Genomic DNA, 16,890 nt, shown 5'->3' with positions numbered 1-16,890 from the left:
ATTCGGCGCAGATGCCAATTGGGAGAACACGATGCTGCAGATCGCATGGATTAATACCGAGCCTGACATAAACGATGCCGGTACCGCCGAAGTCACCGTTTGGGACCCAATTGAGCAGCGGATCGAGGTAGTCCGTGCCGACACCGGCATCCCCCTCACCGGCAGCTCGGACGACATCGTTAACCGTGCCACCGAGCTGCTCAAGGAGGACGGGTGGATCGTGCACTCTGTCGAGCCGGACCCCGGTCGTGGGTACGCGGCGATTGTTGAGCTAGCGCCGACAGAGAAGACCCGCCAACCCCGGATGACCCGCCGCGCCAAGATGACCCGTCAACCGCTTGTATTTGGCGTCATCGAAGATCTAAGACGCAGAGGTTACAACCAGAGCGAGATCGCCGACATGCATGGAGTAAGTCGGCAGGCGGTGTCGTGGCACAAAATGACCTACGGAGGTCATTTGACCACCAGGCAGATGGTAAACAAAGCATGGCCGTGGAAGACGACCAACTTGCACGGCAAGTCCAAGGTGTACCAACGCCTACGTGACCACGGGGAATACATCGCGACTGGCGGTTCCGGTATGAACGAGACGAAGATCAAGTTGCTCGAATCGTGGTGGCGCACACTCCGCGACAAGAACGTCGTCGTCGAGTTCGACCCCAACCTCCCCCCGGAGAAGGGCATCAGTCCCCACGGAGGGTTCGCCTACCGGGAACGAATCCCGGAGGACGGTGACCTCATCATTCGGAAGAACGAGTTCACCAATCTTTCAGAAGAAGGGGCGAAGATCTGGCGCTGGCCGTCAGATGAACTTGATTAGTGTTCCGCGACATGTCGTCCATGGACCGACCACTACGAGTCGTGACTTGCTTGTGGCGCTTGAACCCCGTCTAGTGCGAGCGACCTTCCCAGACTGATAGCCGGGACGACAACTTCATGCAAGTAGGCACACTTCAGCGACGATGCTCTTCATCGAACACCGCAGACTCGGCGGCGAACCTATGGGAAACTTGCACTCGAAGTGCCCTTCCGAGTTGGTCCGATTGTTTGTGTGAGAACTTCAATCATCCCAGTTCAAAGGGCACTTTTCTAATACCGACACCCGAACCCTCATCAAGTCAATCGGTGGATCGAGGCTAAGAAGCTACACCTGGACTGTCGAATCCTCCGACGGTATCGCCGAGACCAGCGGACGGGGTCGTGCCCCCAGTGTGCCCACCATCTTTACCAACCGGGTCCTCGACTCTCGGTATCGGAGAGCCTCGTCGAACCGTCGGCGGGTATCCGCGATTATCTGGTCAGCGTTGTCGACCAGGCCGTCGATTCGGCGATTCTCGCGACGTATCGCACGAGCCAGCTTGACCACGGCGACGGCAACGGCAGCTGCAGAACCCAAGGCGATTATCTCCATGCACGCGACCTCTGGTTATGGCCAGACCTTCTTGATCGCGGGAACATTTGCCGTTGTCGGGTCGAGCACAAGATTAGCCAAGTGTGTGATTCTTTACTCTTTTGTCATATCAAACCCAGCAAGAAGTGGTCCACTGAGGTTCCCCAGAAAAAGTGGACACGGTTAGCTTGATTGCTGACGTGGCTGTGAGGCGATCTCGAAGTCGATGGGTGAGATCATCCCTAACGAACTGTGTCGCCTTTCATGGTTGTAGAATCTGATGTAATTGTCAAGTCCTGCAGTAAGATTCGCGTACGTGGTGAACGCGTGGCGTTTGTAATACTCATGTTTGACCGTCGACCATAGCGATTCGGCTCCGGCGTTGTCCCAGCAGATCCCGGTCGCTCCCATAGAGCGCAGTAAGCCATGCTCAGAACAAACCTGGGCCATGTCGTGGCTGGTGAATTGACCGCCTCGATCGGCATGCAGGATGGTGCCGGCGACGTTGCCGGCGCGGATGAACACCGCAGCATCGACGGCGGCTTCGACCAGCTCAGTGCGCATGTGGTCGGCCAGCGACCAACCCAACACCCGCCGCGAGTGTTCATCGCGAATCGCACACAGGAAGGCATCCCCTTCACCGCAGGTCAAGTACGTGATATCAGAGGTCCACACCGCATCGATACGCCCTTGGTCAAAGACCAATGCCGTTAACTTTAGCGTCGTCGCAGGTCAGCGGGATTAGGATCGAAAGCTGTTGCTGTAGAGCGTGTTCAGTGGATGTGAACGGTGCCGATCGAGCGAAGGTGATGTGTTGGCCGGCACGTTCTTCGCGCCTCAGATTGGCTCCTAGAAGTATTGCGCTGCAAAGGATTACGCATCACACTTATTCGTGTGGTCGACGAGGGTGCCGGTGGTGAAAGCGGTCGTAGGGACCGGTTGACCGACCGGATCGGCTTGGTGTGCTGACCAGGCTGGTGCACCGCGATCTCGTCGACGAGGTGCTCGCCGACACCGGCCGCACCGAACGGCCGTCGGCTGCTGCCGGCCCGGGTGGTCGCCTACTTCGTGCTGGCTATGACGTTGTTCTTCGACGACGCCTACGAAGAGGTAATGCGCAAACTCGTCGACGGGTTGCGGTTTCTGCGGTCCTGGGACGAGGACTGGCAGCTGCCCACCTCCTCAGCGCTGTGCCAAGCCCGGGCCCGGCTGGGTGCCGAACCGATCCGCGAGCTCGCGCGGGTCGCCCGGCCGCTGGCCGGGGCAGGCACGCCGGGCGCGTGGCTGGGGGATCTGCGGGTGATGGCCATCGACGGCGTCCAACTCGACGTTCCCGACACCGCCGACAACGAAGACGCCTTCGGTCGCGGTGTCAGCCAGGGCCTGGACGCCCCCTACCCGAAGGTCAAGGTGCTCGGACTGGGCGAATGCGGCACCCACGCGGTGATCGACGCCCACCTCGGTGGCGTCCTCGTCGACGAGCGTGAACTCGCGCCCCTTGCTGGCCAGTGTCGAACCCGGGATGCTCGTGCTTGCCGACCGCGGGTTCTACAGCCGCGAATTCTGGCAGGAGGCCACTGCGACCGGCGCCGAATTGCTGTGGCGGGTGCAGTCAGCACTGAAATTGCACGTAGTCACCGACCTGGCTGACGGCTCGTATCTGAGCGTGCTGCTGACCACCATCGAACGTCAACGCCTGCGACGCCACGAGGCCCGCGGCCTGCACGCCGTCCCTCGAGGCCCCATGGTGCGCGTCATCGAGTACGACATCACCAACCGCGAGACCCACAGCGGATCGCCCATCCGGCTGATCACCACCATCCTCGATCCGGAGCTAGCCTCCGCCACCGAGCTCGCCGCGGTCTATCACCAACGCTGGGAATTCGAATCCAGCCTCGCCGAGATCGAAACCCGCCAACGCGGCAGCTACCGGGTCCTGCGCTCGCACAGCCCGAGATGGTGCGCCAAGAGATCTGGGCGCTGTTGTTGACCCACTACGCGATCCGCGCGCTGATGTATGAGGCCACCAACCCCGACGGACTCGACCCGCTACGGATGTCGTTCATCCGCACCCTGCGCATCGTCCGCCGCCACGTCACCGGGCAGGCGGGTTTTTCCCCCTAACCGACTCGCCACCAGCCTGCGTCACGCCGTCGCCGAGATCCTCCAGCGACCCAACCCGGCCAGACGGCACCGCACCTACCCCCGCGTCACCAAACGAGCCAGCGGCACAAAGTTTCCGCGAAAAACCCTGGACCACAAAAACATCAGACACCGAGGGCCACCCGACATCCGACTCACCCGCCTACAAAGTTAACGGCATTGGGTCAAAGACCCGGCCGACCCGGTCCGGCGGGAACGATGCGGTCGGATCGACAACGGTGGTCTTGACCTTGAACGTGCGCGGGCTGATGCCTTCGACGCCCATCTCGGCCATCACCTTGGCGACGGTGTTCTCCGAGACGGTGACGCCTTCGGCATGCAGATCGGCAGTGATCCGCGGCGACCCGTACGTGCGGCGTGAGGCCTTCCAATGGGACAGGATCTTCACCTCCAGATCCCGGCGCCACTGCTGGTGCGCAGACAGCTCGACCCGGCATTGCCGTGCCGCCCACGCGTAGAAACCGGACCGCGAAACACCCAGCAGCTCGGTGAGTTTCGAGATGTCGTGGTCGGCGCACTCCGCGGCGATGAGCTCGAAACGACTCACCGGTGTTGCTGTGCCGCAAAGTACGCCGATACTTTTTTTCAGGAACGCAATATCACGGTCCTTTTCGGCAAGCTCAGCACGTAACCGCACCAACTCCGCGTGCTCGACCGCCGACCGGTCCCCGTCCGGCGGTAGCTCGCGCGCGTCGAGAGCGGCACCGGCCCGAACCCGTTCAGCTACAACCCATTTACGTAACAGATTCTCATGAACGTTCAACTCCCGGGCAACCTCAGTGACCGATCGGCCACCATCAATCACCCGCCGAGCAGCCTCCACTTTGAACTCCGGTGTAAACGACCGACGAGTTCGAGACATCCCGACATCCTTCCAGCAGGACCCTCGGCCCCGCTATCTCAGGTGTCCACTCAAACTGGGGAAGCTCACACCGTAATTTGCCAGGAATGGCACGCTTCCTGCGCCCGCCGGGCGTGGGTTGAAATGCAATGTTTGCGCATGCGTCAATTAATGCGTCTTGCCCCGACGGCTGCAGTCGCAAGTCGGCCGTCGGCCGTCGGCCGGCGCGTCAGTTCACCGCGCCGCGGGTGACTTGGGGCGCGCGTGTAGCCCGATGCCGCGACAGCAAGCGACCTGCTTGACCCGGTGCACCGAGCTGAAGCATTGCGGCCAAGGCTGTTTCGAGGATCACTTCCTGCTGTACCCGACTGCCGCCGATCGAGGGGAGTCCGGGAAGCGACTCCAGGAGGTAGTCGAGCGCGGCGCGCGGTTCGCCTTCGGTCAGCGCGATCAGGCCCTCGCCGATGAAACGCAGCGTGTTGGCCTGTTCTTCGGACGCGCCGGGAACCTTGATGGCGCGGATAGCCGCGGGATCATTCGCGGCAGCCAGTACCAGCAGTGCGTGGAACGCGATGAACGGCGTTTGAGGTGAATACGCAAGCGAGCCGGCCTCGGCGAGCACTGGCATCGGATCCGGTGGGGTCACCCAATCCGGGTGCAGGCGCGCCCGCCAGGCCAGCGAACCGGCGTCGACCAGACAGCGCACATCCCGCGACTGAGGCGGCGCGAGGAACGTGGCGTACCGACGCGCGGCCGCGGCGGCGTCGCCCATCGCCAGCTCGTGCAGCGCCGCATGCCACTGGAAATGGGGGAGGTAGCGCTGCGTGCTGCCGTCGCTGGGGATCCAGTCCGTCAGCCACTTCAATCCGGCTCCGTGCGCGTCGGTTTCGTAGTGGACGTGTGAAAGTGCATGCGCCGCATTGCCATTGCCCGGATCGAGTTCGAGTGCGGCGTCAGCCAGATCGGCCGCGTCATACCAGAGTCCTTGTTCGGTGCGGCCGTACGCGCGCAAGCCCAGATACCACGGCGCCTCGCCGTGTACACCAGTGAACTGCTCGACGTACTGCCACGTGTCCGGCAACGCATCGCCGGCCCCGGCGAACGCGATCGACGGGGCCAGCACAAGCAATGCGACCGCGTCATCCGGCACGCGGTCGAGATGTTCGATCAGGGCTACAGTGCCCGCGGCATTGCCCTCCTCGCACCACGTCGCGATCGCCTCGACGTGGCTGCGGTCCTCGGCGGAGCCATGGGCGAGTGCGGCCCGCGCCCGCGCCAGATGCCCGGCAACCGCATCGCGGCCACCCGCGCGGTCCGGTCGCTCGGTGGCGATCATGGCCAGCGCGACGTGCGCACGCGCCTGATGCGGATCCTCGGCGACGGCGGTGGCGAACGAGACCGACGCGCCGTCCTGGACGGCGAGCAGGCGACGCACGCCCTCGGCGTAGGACGCAGGCGCACCGGTCAACACCGGCGCCGGTGCCCCGATGATGCCGGGTCCACGCGCCGGACGGTCGAAGGTGTCGTCAGCGATCAGCTTGGCGACGGCGGCGGCTTGCGCGCGGATTTCGGGGATCGCGGTGGTCTCCCACTCCTCACCCTGCCGGATCGAACCGAGGCAGACGATGCCCGGGACCGTCGCACCGGTGTCGTCGATGAGGCGTCCGTCCGCGTCGAGTCGAACGCCGATGCCGCACGGATGCACGGATGCCACGCCCGAGGCCAACAGGTTCGTCCACAGTGGGGAGCGCTGCAACGATCGCCGGTCCCACGCGGTGCCCGTGGCCACGACCACCGCGTCACCGTGTTTGTGGACCGACTCGTCGGTGGTGGTGAGCAGCAAGTCGACGCCGTCACCGCGCAGCGACACGTCGGCTACCTCGCCGGCCACCACGGTCAATTGGCCACCGCCGATGGCGGCGTCTATCGCGTCGGCAACCGTAGGCGGCATGCGGTGACGCAGGATTTCCCACTGCCGTAAGTCTTCTCGTAGGAATCGGCGTTGGTCTTCCCATCCCAGCGATCGCCACAGCCGCGATGTCCGCGGCCGTATCGCGTCGATCACCTGGCGCCAGTTCAGGCCGGCCTCGCGTGCATCGGCCAGGTCCGCGGCCAGCGCGGCGCGCACGTTTTCCAGGGAGATGTCGGAACCGAGCGCATCGAGGTGCGGTACCTCGCAGGGGGCACCCATGTTGCGGAACCGGTGCGGGAGAGCGCCGTGCCGCGAGATCAACGTGATCGTGGCACCGCGCGCGATGAGATGCAGAGCGACGTCAATGCCGGTGAGTCCCGAGCCGATCCACCATGACGTTGGACGGGCGTCGTGCTCCCAACGCGGCCAGCGCCCCGGGCGCCCATGGATCCACCACCACCTTGCCGTCGGTGTCGGCGGCCAGCACCGGCGCGAATGCCCGTTCCAGTGAATCGGGCATGCCGCCATCGGGGCGCCCCGACGCGAGCACGACGGTGTCTGTCGACACCGAGCGCCCGTCGCTGAGCTTCACCTGCGCCGGCGCGCCCGGTGCCAATCCGACCACCTCGGCGGTTTCGATCCGTACCTCGGCGGCGGCGAGTTGTTCTTGCAGCTAGCGGCCGTACGCGAGACGCGGCGCGAACCCTTCGAACGTCGAGACGGCGTGTTCGTTCAACCATCGGCAGAAGTGGTCGGGGTCGTCGGGCCATGCGGACATGCGCGGCGCCGGAACGTTCAGCAAGTGGGCTGGATCGCTCGTACCGTAGGCCGCACCCGTGCCGGGGCGGCCGGACGCGTCGATCAGCGTGATCTGTGCGCTCGGGTCGTGACGACGGAGATGGATAGCCGCGAGCACACCCGCAGCTCCACCACCTACGACCGTGAACCGCATCACGCAGGGATGCTAGCTGTCCGAGGTGGATGGGGATCGGAATCCTCGGATGTCACAGGGCGCCCGGAAATGGGTGAATCGCCCCTGGCTGCGGTATGTCGCCAGCGAAATCAACAGTGCCACCGACACCACGAGAACGAGCGACATGCGTGCGGCGTCGCCCGTAGCGACCCCGACGCCCGAAGGTCGAGAAATAGTGGTCGTGGCAGCCCGCCGATCTCGACGGTCTGCGCATGGTCGCCGGTGACCGCAACGATGTCTTCGCCGAGGCCGTCGTCGAATTCCTCGCCAGGTGCCCCGACGAACGGTGAACGCGGCGTGAATCGGCGGCGAACTATGCCACCGGTGGTGGCGTAACCCCGACGCAACCGAGAGACTGAGCGGCGTGTCCGCTACGTCGCTTCTCCAGTCGATTCTCACCTGGCTCCGGGCCGGCTACCCCAACGGCGTTCCTGGCCCTGACCGGGTCCCGCTGCTAGCACTGCTCCGCTCCACCCCGCTGACCGAGGATCAGGTCAAAGAGGTGGTCGCCCACCTCACCGCGAAGGACTCACCCGCGCTGGAGGGCGGGATCAGCGAGGACGAGATCGCCGAGTTCATCAAGGACGTCAGTCACCATGACGCGGGCCCGGAGAACGTCAAGCGCGTGGCGGCCACGCTGGCCGCGGCCGGGTGGCCGCTGACCGGCGTGACCGAGGAAGCGGTCAGCGAGTAGTCACTCGCCGCGCAGCGACTCGGTATCGATGACGAAGCGGTACCGCACGTCGCTGGCCAGCACCCGCTCGTAGGCCTCGTTGATGTAGTCGGGCTCGATGACCTCGATCTCCGGGGTCACGCCGTGCTCGGCGCAGAAGTCGAGCATCTCCTGGGTTTCGGCGATGCCGCCGATCAGCGAGCCTGACAGGCTGTGGCGTCCGAAGATCAGGGCAGCGGGCGGCACCTCCATCGCGTTCTCGGGCATGCCGAGCTCGACCAGCGTGCCGTCCAGGGCCAGCAGTTTCAGGTAGGAACCCAGGTCGAGATTGGCCGAGACGGTGTTCAGGATCACGTCGAAGGTCCCAGCCAGCTTCGTGAATGTCTCCGGGTCGCTGGTCGCGTAATACTCCTCGGCACCCAGGCGCAGACCGTCTTCCATCTTCTTCAGTGACTGGCTCAGCACGGTGACGTGCGCGCCCATCGCCTTGGCGAGTTTGACACCCACGTGGCCCAGGCCACCGAGGCCGATGACCGCAATCTTCTTGTCCGGGCCGGCATTCCAGTGCCGCAGGGGTGAATACAGGGTGATGCCGGCGCACAGCAGGGGGGCCGCGGCATCCAGCGCGATGCTGTCCGGAATCCGCAGCACGTAGTTCTCGTCGACGACGATCGCGCCGCTGTAGCCGCCCTGCGTCGGCTCACCGTCGCGGCCGGTGCCGTTGTAGGTGCCCACCATTCCCGGGTTGGTGCAGTACTGCTCGACGCCGGCTTTGCAGTTGGCGCACTCGCGGCAGGAATCGACGAAGCAGCCAACGCCAACGCGATCGCCCACTTGGTATTTGGTGACCTCGGGTCCGACTTCGGTTACGACACCGGCAATCTCGTGACCGGGGACCATCGGGTACTTCACGTCACCCCACTCACCGCGCACGGTGTGGATATCGGAGTGACAGATGCCGGCGAAGTGGATGTCGAGCTTGACGTCGTGCGCACCGACGTCGCGCCGGGTGATGGTGGTCTTGGTCAGGGGATCTGTCGCGGAGGTGGCGGCGTAAGCGGTAACTGTGCTCATTGGTAGTCCTTGAATTGATGTCTTAGGCAGCACTGATTGATTCAGCGTTTCGGTCATAAAAGGTGTCGCGACGCTGCGACCAAGAGGAATAACCCAGTGCGGCGGGTGCCTAATCCCGCTTGTGAAGATTTATAACCCGGCTGCGCGAATCCCGCCGTTGAAGGACGCTCGCGAATAGCTGGCTACTGCGGCCAGCGTGTACGGGTCGCGGTCGATGATGCTCTGGGCGTCCTCGATACTGATATCCGCGGTGATCAGGACGCCGCCGGAACCGTCATGTAGACGGCCGGCCAGCAGCAGACGCCCCGCGGCGACCTCGTCGTTCAGGAAGGCCAGATGGGCGGGCCGGGTCTGGTCGACGATATCGAGCGGCTTCTCATAGGAGATTGTCAACACATGGAACACAGTGACGAAGATTACCGCTAATTGATCGGGGCGTTGAGCCAGCGCAGGTCGTCGAGAATGCCACGCGCGGCGACAATGCCCTGACCGGTCTGCCACACCTCGTTGTTGACGACGAACACCCGGTTGTCGCGATTGGCCGACAGCGTGCGCCACGCCGGACTGTCCAGGACGACCGGTGCGCGGTCCTTGGCCGCCGGCGACGCGAACGACAGGTACACGATGTCGCCGTCGGCGGGGGAGAGGTCCGGCGAGCGGTCTAGGTCGGTATCGGAGATTCCGATCTCGACGTACGGCTTGTCGGTAAACCGTTGTGCGGCAGGACGATCCACGCCGACGGCGGCGAACACCGAGGCCGGGAAATTCTCGGCCCCGTACACCCGCATCGTGGTGTCGGTGAACTGGACGATCGAGGCCTGGAAGTGCGGGGCGTCGTTGGCGATGCCCTTCTGCCGTGCCTGCTCGGTGAAATCGCTGACCAGATCGCCGGCGGCGTCAGCGCGTCCGGTCGCCGCACCGGTGGTGCGCAGATTGTCCTGCCACTTGGCGCCGGGTGCGTCGGTGAACACCGTCGGGGCGATGGCCGCCAGCGCTGGATAGGCCTGCGGTGTCAACGCCTGCGAGCCGAGGATGAGGTCGGGTTTGGCGGCGGCGATCGCGGCCAGATCGGGGGCGCTGCGGGTTCCGGCGCCGGGCACGTTGTGGATGGCGGTGCCCAGGTACGACGGCTGGCTGGCCGATCCGTCGGGCAGGGCGGCGGCCACGATCCGCGACTGCAGCCCGAGTGCGCACAGCGCGTCGAGCTCGTCGCCGGCCAGCACCACGATCCGCTGCGGGTCGGGTCCGCCCGGGTCGAGGCGGGCCGCCTCGGGCGCACACGACTCGTCGGGCCGGCGCTGATTGCCCAGCACGCCGGCACCCGCGATCTTGGTGGTGCTGGTGACGAGACTGCCCGCGGGAATCGGTGCCGGTTTTTCGGCTGAGCCTGAGCATCCGCTGGTGATCGTCATCACGACCGCTGTGAGCATCGCGCCAGCCGCCATCACGACACCCGAGCGCCTACCGCCGATCAGCACGCCGCCGACCGTAACATCTGGCCGCCGCAGGTCCCCTGAGCTGCACGGCAGGGCGTCGCGGAATCGAATACGACAGAATGTAGGACCCACAGCCCATCGGCGGCGTTGGGCGGCTAGGATCAGGTACACGTGCTCGGGTGCGCTGATGAGATTTTGGAGGACCGTTGACTGCCGTAGTGCCTTCGCGGGGACAACTCGAGGCCACTCGGCCCATGCCTGCACGGATGGGCCCCAAGGGCAATCTGATCTATAAGTTGGTGACCACGACCGATCACAAGTTGATCGGCATTATGTATTGCGTCGCCTGCTTCATCTTCTTCTTCCTCGGCGGCTTGATGGCGTTGTTCATCCGCGCTGAGCTGGCTGTGCCTGGTCTGCAGTTCCTGTCGAACGAGCAGTACAACCAGCTGTTCACCATGCATGGCACGGCGATGTTGTTGTTCTACGCGACGCCGATCGTGTTCGGGTTCGCCAACTTGGTGCTGCCGCTGCAGATCGGTGCCCCCGACGTCGCCTTCCCCCGGCTGAACGCGCTGTCGTTCTGGCTGTTCGTCTTCGGTGCGATGATCGCGCTGGCCGGCTTTATCACCCCCGGTGGTGCGGCCGACTTCGGCTGGACGGCCTACACCCCGCTCTCGGACGCGATGCACAGCCCGGGCGCGGGTGGTGACCTGTGGATCCTCGGTCTGGCCGTCGGTGGTCTGGGCACCATCCTCGGTGCCGTCAACATGATCACCACGGTGGTCTGCATGCGTGCCCCCGGGATGACGATGTTCCGGATGCCGATCTTCACCTGGAACATCTTCGTCACGTCGATCCTGGTGCTGGTGGCCTTCCCGCTGCTGACCGCCGCACTGTTCGGCCTGGCAGCTGACCGTCACCTCGGCGCGCACATCTATGACCCCGCCAACGGCGGAACCATGCTCTTCCAGCACTTGTTCTGGTTCTTCGGGCACCCCGAGGTGTACATCATCGCGCTGCCGTTCTTCGGCATCGTCTCGGAGATCTTCCCGGTGTTCTCCCGGAAGCCGATCTTCGGCTACACCACCCTGATCTACGCCACGATCAGCATCGCGGCGCTGTCGGTGGCGGTGTGGGCGCACCACATGTATGTCACGGGTGCGGTGTTGCTGCCGTTCTTCAGCTTCATGACGTTCCTGATCGCGGTGCCCACCGGCATCAAGTTCTTCAACTGGATCGGCACGATGTGGAAGGGCCAGCTGACGTTCGAGACGCCGATGCTGTTCTCCATCGGCTTCCTGGTGACGTTCCTGCTCGGTGGTCTGTCCGGCGTGCTGCTGGCGAGCCCGCCGATCGACTTCCACGTCAGCGACAGCTACTTCGTGATCGCGCACTTCCACTACGTGCTCTTCGGCACCATCGTGTTCGCGACCTACGCCGGTATCTACTTCTGGTTCCCGAAGATGACCGGCCGCCTGCTCGACGAGCGCCTCGGCAAGCTGCACTTCTGGCTGACCTTCATCGGCTTCCACACCACGTTCCTGGTGCAGCACTGGCTAGGTGACGAGGGCATGCCGCGCCGCTACGCCGACTACCTGCCCTCGGACGGCTTCGAGACGCTGAACATCGTGTCGACCGTCGGCGCGTTCATCCTCGGCGTGTCGGTGCTGCCGTTCGTCTGGAACGTCTTCAAGAGCTGGCGCTACGGCGAGGTCGTCACCGTCGACGATCCGTGGGGCTACGGCAACTCGCTGGAGTGGGCCACCTCGTGCCCGCCGCCGCGGCACAACTTCACCGAGCTGCCCCGGATCCGTTCGGAGCGGCCTGCATTCGAGCTGCACTACCCGCACATGATCGAACGGATGCGCGCGGAGGCTCACGTCGGTCGTGCGCACGGTCCCGATGACGGCGACGTGACGCGACGTGATGACGAGCACGTCCGTACCTAACGCGGGATACGCAACTTTTCCGGTATGACCATGTCCAAGGTGTCGGTGCTGATCACCGTCACCGGTGTCGACCAGCCCGGGGTTACCTCAGCGCTCTTCGAGGTGCTGGCCCGCCATGAGGTGGACCTGCTCAACGTCGAGCAGGTGGTGATCCGGGGCCGGCTGACGCTGGGGGTGCTGGTGTCCGGCCGCGACGACGTGGCCGATGGCGATCAATTGCGCGACGACGTCACTGATGCCATCCACCGGGTGGGGCTGGACGTCACGATCGAGCGCAGCGACGACCTGCCGATCATCCGTGAGCCCTCGACCCACACCATCGTGGTGCTCGGGCGGCCCATCACCGCGGCGGCGTTCGGCGTCGTGGCTCGCGGGGCCGCCGCACTCGGGGTCAACATCGACTTCATCCGTGGCGTCTCGGACTACCCGGTGACGGGTTTGGAGCTGCGGGTGTCGGTGCCCGCTGGTGTCAGCGGTGAACTGCAGACCGTGCTCGCCCGGGTGGCCGCTGAACAGGGCCTGGACATCGCCGTCGAGAACTACAGCTTGGAGCGACGGGCCAAGCGGCTCATCGTGTTCGACGTCGACTCGACCCTGATTCAGGGTGAGGTCATCGAGATGCTCGCTGAACATGCCGGCGCGGGGGAGGCTGTCGCGGCCATCACCGAAGCCGCGATGCGTGGCGAGCTAGACTTCGCCGAGTCGCTGCATCGGCGGGTCGCGACGCTGGCGGGCCTGCCCGCGAAGGTGGTCGACGAGGTCGCCGACCAAATCGAGCTCACCCCGGGCGCGCGCACCACGATTCGGACATTGCGCCGCTTAGGTTTTCACTGCGGCGTGGTCTCAGGCGGTTTCCGCCAGGTCATCGATCCGCTGGCGCACGAGTTGATGCTGGATTTCGTGGCTGCCAACGAGCTCGAGATCGTCGATGGCAAGCTGACCGGCCGGGTCGTTGGCGAGGTTGTCGATCGGGCCGGAAAAGCCAAGGCGCTGCGTAACTTTGCCCGCCAGGCCGGGGTGCCGATGGAGCAGACCGTGGCTGTCGGGGACGGCGCCAACGATATCGACATGCTGGCCGCCGCCGGGCTTGGGGTGGCCTTCAACGCCAAACCCGCGCTGCGGGAAGTCGCCGACGCCTCGCTGAGCTATCCCTACCTGGACACCGTGTTGTTCATCTTGGGTATCACGCGCGCCGAGATCGAGGCGGCCGACGCTGTCGACGGCATGCTGCGCCGGGTGGAGATCCCGCCGGAGTAGCTCGGCGTTAGATCACCACCGACGAGGTCTCGGGCGCGGCCGATCCGGTAATGCTGCGCCACGCCCGGCCGAGCAGCTCGATGGCCTCGGTCAGTTCCTCGTCGGGCAGCGCGAACGGAATTCGGACAAACCTCTCGAGGGTGCCGTCGACGCCGAAGCGTGGGCCCGGCGGCAACTCGACCCCCAGCCGCGATGCTGACGCGCACATCGCCGAACTCACCGGGGCGGGCAGTTGCACCCACATCGACATCCCACCCGTGCCGGGCAGCGGACGCCAGTCAGGCAGATACTCGGCGATCAGATCGATCAGCAGCGCGCGCCTGCCCCGCAGAATGTCCCGGCGTTCGGGCAACACGTCGTCGGCCCGTTCGGTGAGAAGCCAGGCGGCAGCCAGCTGTTCGACTACCGACGTGCCCAGATCGATGGACGGACGGACCGCCCGGATGGTCGCCAGCACATTCGGCTCGGCCCGGATCCAGCCGATCCGCATCCCGCCCCAGAACGATTTCGACATCGAGCCGATCGTGATCAGCAGATCGGTGCGTGAGTTCAGCGATGCCGCAACCGGCGGCGGCACCGGCGCATCCAGCCAGACGTCGGTCAGGGTCTCATCAATGATCGTACGGGTGCGTGTCTCGGAGACGATGTCGCACAAGCGCTTTCGATCCGACACCGGCATCGACAGACCGGTCGGGTTGTGGTTGTCGGGCACCAGGTATGCCAGTGTGGGTGCCAGTTGGCGCACCGCGGCATGGACGGCGTCTAGTTCCCAGCCCTCGCTGGTCATCGCGACCGGCACCGGCCGGGCCCCGGCGGTGGCGATTGCGGTGAGCACACCGTGATAGGTGGGCTGCTCGACGAGCACCCGGTCGCCGGGTTGGACGTAGGTTGCCAGGATCAGGGCGATCGCGTGCTGCGCCCCGCTGGTCACCATGATCTGGTCTGGGTAGGTGGGAAGTCCTTTGGCGCAATAGCGTTCGGCGATTGCGGTACGAAAGCCCAACACCCCGTGCATGTCATGACCGGTGTGCTGTAGGTAGGAGGCGGACTGGCGGGCCGCTTCGGCGAACGCCTCCTGCACGGCGCTGGCAGGTGCAGCCAACGCCGCAGCGGCCAGGTTGATCTTGGCCGGTGTGTCCGACGGGACGGCGACGGGTGTGTGGGGGAGTGCCACCGTGCTGCGGGCGCCGCGGCGGGCATACAGGTAACCGGTCTCGCCGAGATCGGTATAGGCCGAGGTGACCGTGGTGCGGGAGACCCGCAGTGCATCGGCCAGCACCCGCTCGCTGGGCAGCCGCGACCCGACCGGCAGTCGGCCGTCGACAATCAGCATCCGCAGCCCGTCGGCCAGCGCTTGATAGGTGGGTCCACTGCGGCTGGAGGTGCGCCAGTTGCCTAATTCGCGGGCCAAAAGGTCCGCATCGAGTGCTCTGGTCGCCATTGGTGTCGCCATTTGCAAGCCAGTATGAGTCAACTGGCTATTGATGAGCAAGCCAGTCCATCGCAACCATGGGTGTCATGAGTACCTGGTTCTCCCGAGTGTCCCACCGGTTGGCCGCGTTGCTCGATACCGATCACGGCCTGTGGAATCCGACGACGACCGGATGGGATGACGTCGACGTCGACGCCGACGTCCGCCGGCTGCGCGGTGACTTGGACGCCCTGCGCGTCCGGTTCTCCGACCACCGGTGAAGACAACGCTGCGCGCGGTCGCCCTGCTCACCGGACTGGCCTGCTATGGCTTCTCGATGGCCATGATGGTGCGCGCCGGTCTCGGACTGGACCCGTGGGACGTGTTCCACCAGGGCCTGACCCGGCACACCCCGATGACCATCGGGGTGGCCTCGGCCGTCGTCGGCGTGGTCGTACTGCTGGCGTGGATCCCGCTGCGGAACAAGCCCGGCATCGGCACCGTCGCCAACGTCATCGTCATCGCGATCACCGTCGACGCCGGATTGGCCGTACTGGCCGCCCCGGAGTCGACGCCGGCCCGCATCGCGATGATGCTGGCGGCCGTGGTGCTCAACGCCGTGGCCACCGTGTTGTATGTAGGAGCGGGGCTCGGGCCCGGGCCCCGCGACGGGTTGATGACGGGTTTGGTTGCCCGCACTGGTCTTTCGGTGCGGCTGGTGCGCACCGCGATCGAGGCGACGGTACTGACGGCTGGCTGGCTGCTCGGCGGAAGCCTCGGCGTCGGGACCGTCATCTACGCGTTCGGGATCGGACCCATGGTGCAACTGGTGCTGCGGCTGACGCCAAACCCGATCCTGGCCGTCAGCGGCTGGGCGCACATCATCGAACACACCCGAAATCGCAACGACCCCACCCGTGCCGACGCAGACGAATGCGGCACGATGGTGCAGTGCCCGATGCCGCCGACGAGGTCGACCCCGACCAGCTGATCGACTTCCGGAGAGTATCGCTGCGCCGCGGAGGGCAGGTCCTGGTCGGACCCGTCACCTGGCAGGTCGAACTCGACGAACGCTGGGTGGTGATCGGCCCGAACGGCGCGGGCAAGACCTCGCTGCTGCGGATCGCGGCGGCCATGGAACATCCCTCGTCCGGCGCCGCCTACGTGCTCGGTGAGCGACTGGGCCGCACCGATATGGCCGAACTGCGCCAGCGGGTCGGACTCAGCAGCTCGGCGCTCTCACAGCGGGTGCCCGATGACGAAGTGGTCCGCGACCTGGTGGTCTCGGCCGGTTACGCCGTACTGGGCCGCTGGCGCGAGACCTACGAGAACGTCGACTACGCCCAGGCCGTCGACACGCTGGAAGGCGTCGGGGCCGAGCACCTGGCTGAGCGCACCTACGGCACCCTGTCCGAAGGTGAACGTAAGCGGGTTCTCATCGCGCGCTCGCTGATGACCGACCCCGAGCTGTTGCTGCTCGACGAACCCGCCGCCGGCCTGGATCTCGGTGGTCGGGAGGAGCTGGTGGCCCGCCTCGCTGACCTAGCCGCCGACCCCGACGCACCCGCATTGGTGTTGGTCACCCACCATGTCGAGGAGATCCCACCCGGCTTCAGCCACGCTCTGATCCTGTCCGAGGGTCAGGTGGTGGCCGCTGGTCTACTGGATGACACGCTGACAGCAGAGAACTTGTCCGCCGCGTTCGGACAATCGATCGCGCTGGACAACATTGACGGCCGTTACTTTGCCCGGCGGGTGCGAAGTCGTGCGGCCCACAGGAGGCGCTTGTGAGCGACGACAAACCCGAA

Annotated in this window: 17 protein-coding genes and 1 pseudogene; 8 read left to right on the top strand and 10 right to left on the bottom strand. The window is 65.2% G+C overall.

Annotation, left to right across the window (positions count from 1 at the left end; genetic code table 11):
- Nucleotides 1-31: 31 nt before the first annotated feature.
- Nucleotides 32-820, top strand: a complete 789-nt coding sequence (locus G6N13_RS00295; protein WP_235677880.1) for a hypothetical protein — start codon at nt 32-34, stop codon at nt 818-820.
- Between the two features lie 324 nt (nt 821-1,144).
- Here G6N13_RS00295 and G6N13_RS00290 read toward each other — a convergent pair whose 3' ends face one another.
- Together G6N13_RS00290 and G6N13_RS00285 are read right to left on the bottom strand one after the other, a co-directional pair.
- Entirely contained in the window at nt 1,145-1,411 is a 267-nt protein-coding gene (locus G6N13_RS00290; RefSeq protein WP_163694342.1) for a hypothetical protein, read from the bottom strand.
- Between the two features lie 162 nt (nt 1,412-1,573).
- A complete protein-coding gene (locus tag G6N13_RS00285; protein ID WP_163694341.1) occupies nt 1,574-2,095 on the bottom strand; it encodes an IS3 family transposase in 522 nt (173 codons plus the stop codon).
- 183 nt (nt 2,096-2,278) lie between these two features.
- Between G6N13_RS00285 and G6N13_RS00280 the strand changes: the two are divergent.
- Nucleotides 2,279-3,514, top strand: a pseudogene (locus G6N13_RS00280) (IS4 family transposase).
- 181 nt (nt 3,515-3,695) lie between these two features.
- Here G6N13_RS00280 and G6N13_RS00275 read toward each other — a convergent pair.
- The 4 genes from G6N13_RS00275 to G6N13_RS00260 form a co-directional block, all read right to left on the bottom strand.
- Nucleotides 3,696-4,415, bottom strand: coding sequence for a transposase (locus G6N13_RS00275; protein WP_163694340.1), 720 nt, complete (start codon nt 4,413-4,415; stop codon nt 3,696-3,698).
- A 208-nt stretch (nt 4,416-4,623) separates the two neighbouring features.
- The gene (locus G6N13_RS00270; protein ID WP_163694339.1) at nt 4,624-6,585 is read right to left on the bottom strand and encodes a hypothetical protein; all 1,962 of its coding nucleotides are present in this window, start codon (nt 6,583-6,585) and stop codon (nt 4,624-4,626) included.
- Nucleotides 6,586-6,667: 82 nt separating this feature from the next.
- Complete coding sequence (locus G6N13_RS00265) at nt 6,668-6,922, bottom strand: hypothetical protein (protein ID WP_163694338.1); 255 nt, start codon at nt 6,920-6,922, stop codon at nt 6,668-6,670.
- 57 nt (nt 6,923-6,979) lie between these two features.
- The gene (locus G6N13_RS00260; protein ID WP_163694337.1) at nt 6,980-7,222 is read right to left on the bottom strand and encodes an FAD/NAD(P)-binding protein; all 243 of its coding nucleotides are present in this window, start codon (nt 7,220-7,222) and stop codon (nt 6,980-6,982) included.
- Nucleotides 7,223-7,643: 421 nt separating this feature from the next.
- On the opposite strand from G6N13_RS00260, the gene G6N13_RS00255 reads away from it, so the two are divergent.
- Complete coding sequence (locus G6N13_RS00255; RefSeq protein ID WP_163694336.1) at nt 7,644-7,973, top strand: DUF3349 domain-containing protein; 330 nt, start codon at nt 7,644-7,646, stop codon at nt 7,971-7,973.
- Here G6N13_RS00255 and G6N13_RS00250 read toward each other — a convergent pair whose 3' ends face one another.
- The 3 genes from G6N13_RS00250 to G6N13_RS00240 all read right to left on the bottom strand — a co-directional run bounded on the left by G6N13_RS00250 (nt 7,974) and on the right by G6N13_RS00240 (nt 10,504).
- Nucleotides 7,974-9,026, bottom strand: coding sequence for an NAD(P)-dependent alcohol dehydrogenase (locus tag G6N13_RS00250; RefSeq protein ID WP_163694335.1), 1,053 nt, complete (start codon nt 9,024-9,026; stop codon nt 7,974-7,976).
- A 129-nt stretch (nt 9,027-9,155) separates the two neighbouring features.
- On the bottom strand, nt 9,156-9,431 hold the full coding sequence (locus G6N13_RS00245; RefSeq protein WP_163694334.1) for a YciI family protein: 276 nt from the start codon (nt 9,429-9,431) through the stop codon (nt 9,156-9,158).
- Nucleotides 9,432-9,448: 17 nt separating this feature from the next.
- Nucleotides 9,449-10,504 carry an iron-siderophore ABC transporter substrate-binding protein gene (locus G6N13_RS00240; RefSeq protein ID WP_235677879.1) on the bottom strand — a complete coding sequence of 352 codons (1,056 nt, stop codon included), beginning with the start codon at nt 10,502-10,504 and terminating at the stop codon, nt 9,449-9,451.
- Between the two features lie 212 nt (nt 10,505-10,716).
- Between G6N13_RS00240 and ctaD the strand changes: the two genes are divergently transcribed.
- Together ctaD and serB are read left to right on the top strand one after the other, a co-directional pair.
- Nucleotides 10,717-12,414 carry an aa3-type cytochrome oxidase subunit I gene (ctaD, locus tag G6N13_RS00235; RefSeq protein WP_163694333.1) on the top strand — a complete coding sequence of 566 codons (1,698 nt, stop codon included), beginning with the start codon at nt 10,717-10,719 and terminating at the stop codon, nt 12,412-12,414.
- Nucleotides 12,415-12,438: 24 nt separating this feature from the next.
- Complete coding sequence (serB, locus tag G6N13_RS00230; protein ID WP_163694332.1) at nt 12,439-13,671, top strand: phosphoserine phosphatase SerB; 1,233 nt, start codon at nt 12,439-12,441, stop codon at nt 13,669-13,671.
- Between the two features lie 7 nt (nt 13,672-13,678).
- Here the strand turns inward: serB and yczR are convergent, their stop codons facing one another.
- On the bottom strand, nt 13,679-15,124 hold the full coding sequence (gene yczR / locus G6N13_RS00225; RefSeq protein WP_163694331.1) for a MocR-like transcription factor YczR: 1,446 nt from the start codon (nt 15,122-15,124) through the stop codon (nt 13,679-13,681).
- A 65-nt stretch (nt 15,125-15,189) separates the two neighbouring features.
- Between yczR and G6N13_RS00220 the strand changes: the two genes are divergently transcribed.
- Genes G6N13_RS00220 through G6N13_RS00210 form a run of 3 tightly spaced genes read left to right on the top strand, consistent with a single transcriptional unit; the run spans nt 15,190 to nt 16,873 of the window.
- A complete protein-coding gene (locus tag G6N13_RS00220; RefSeq protein ID WP_163694266.1) occupies nt 15,190-15,363 on the top strand; it encodes a hypothetical protein in 174 nt (57 codons plus the stop codon).
- A 56-nt stretch (nt 15,364-15,419) separates the two neighbouring features.
- Nucleotides 15,420-16,073, top strand: a complete 654-nt coding sequence (yczE, locus tag G6N13_RS00215; RefSeq protein WP_235678127.1) for a membrane protein YczE — start codon at nt 15,420-15,422, stop codon at nt 16,071-16,073.
- On the top strand, nt 16,016-16,873 hold the full coding sequence (locus tag G6N13_RS00210) for an ABC transporter ATP-binding protein (protein ID WP_163694329.1): 858 nt from the start codon (nt 16,016-16,018) through the stop codon (nt 16,871-16,873). The genes yczE and G6N13_RS00210 overlap by 58 nt, the downstream gene beginning before the upstream one ends.
- Nucleotides 16,874-16,890: the final 17 nt, after the last annotated feature.

It is taken from the genome of Mycolicibacterium sarraceniae, assembly GCF_010731875.1.
Taxonomy (GTDB): Bacteria; Actinomycetota; Actinomycetes; order Mycobacteriales; family Mycobacteriaceae; genus Mycobacterium; species Mycobacterium sarraceniae.
Note: the sequence above shows the minus strand (reverse complement) of the source record. Positions and strands in the feature narration are given on the sequence as shown.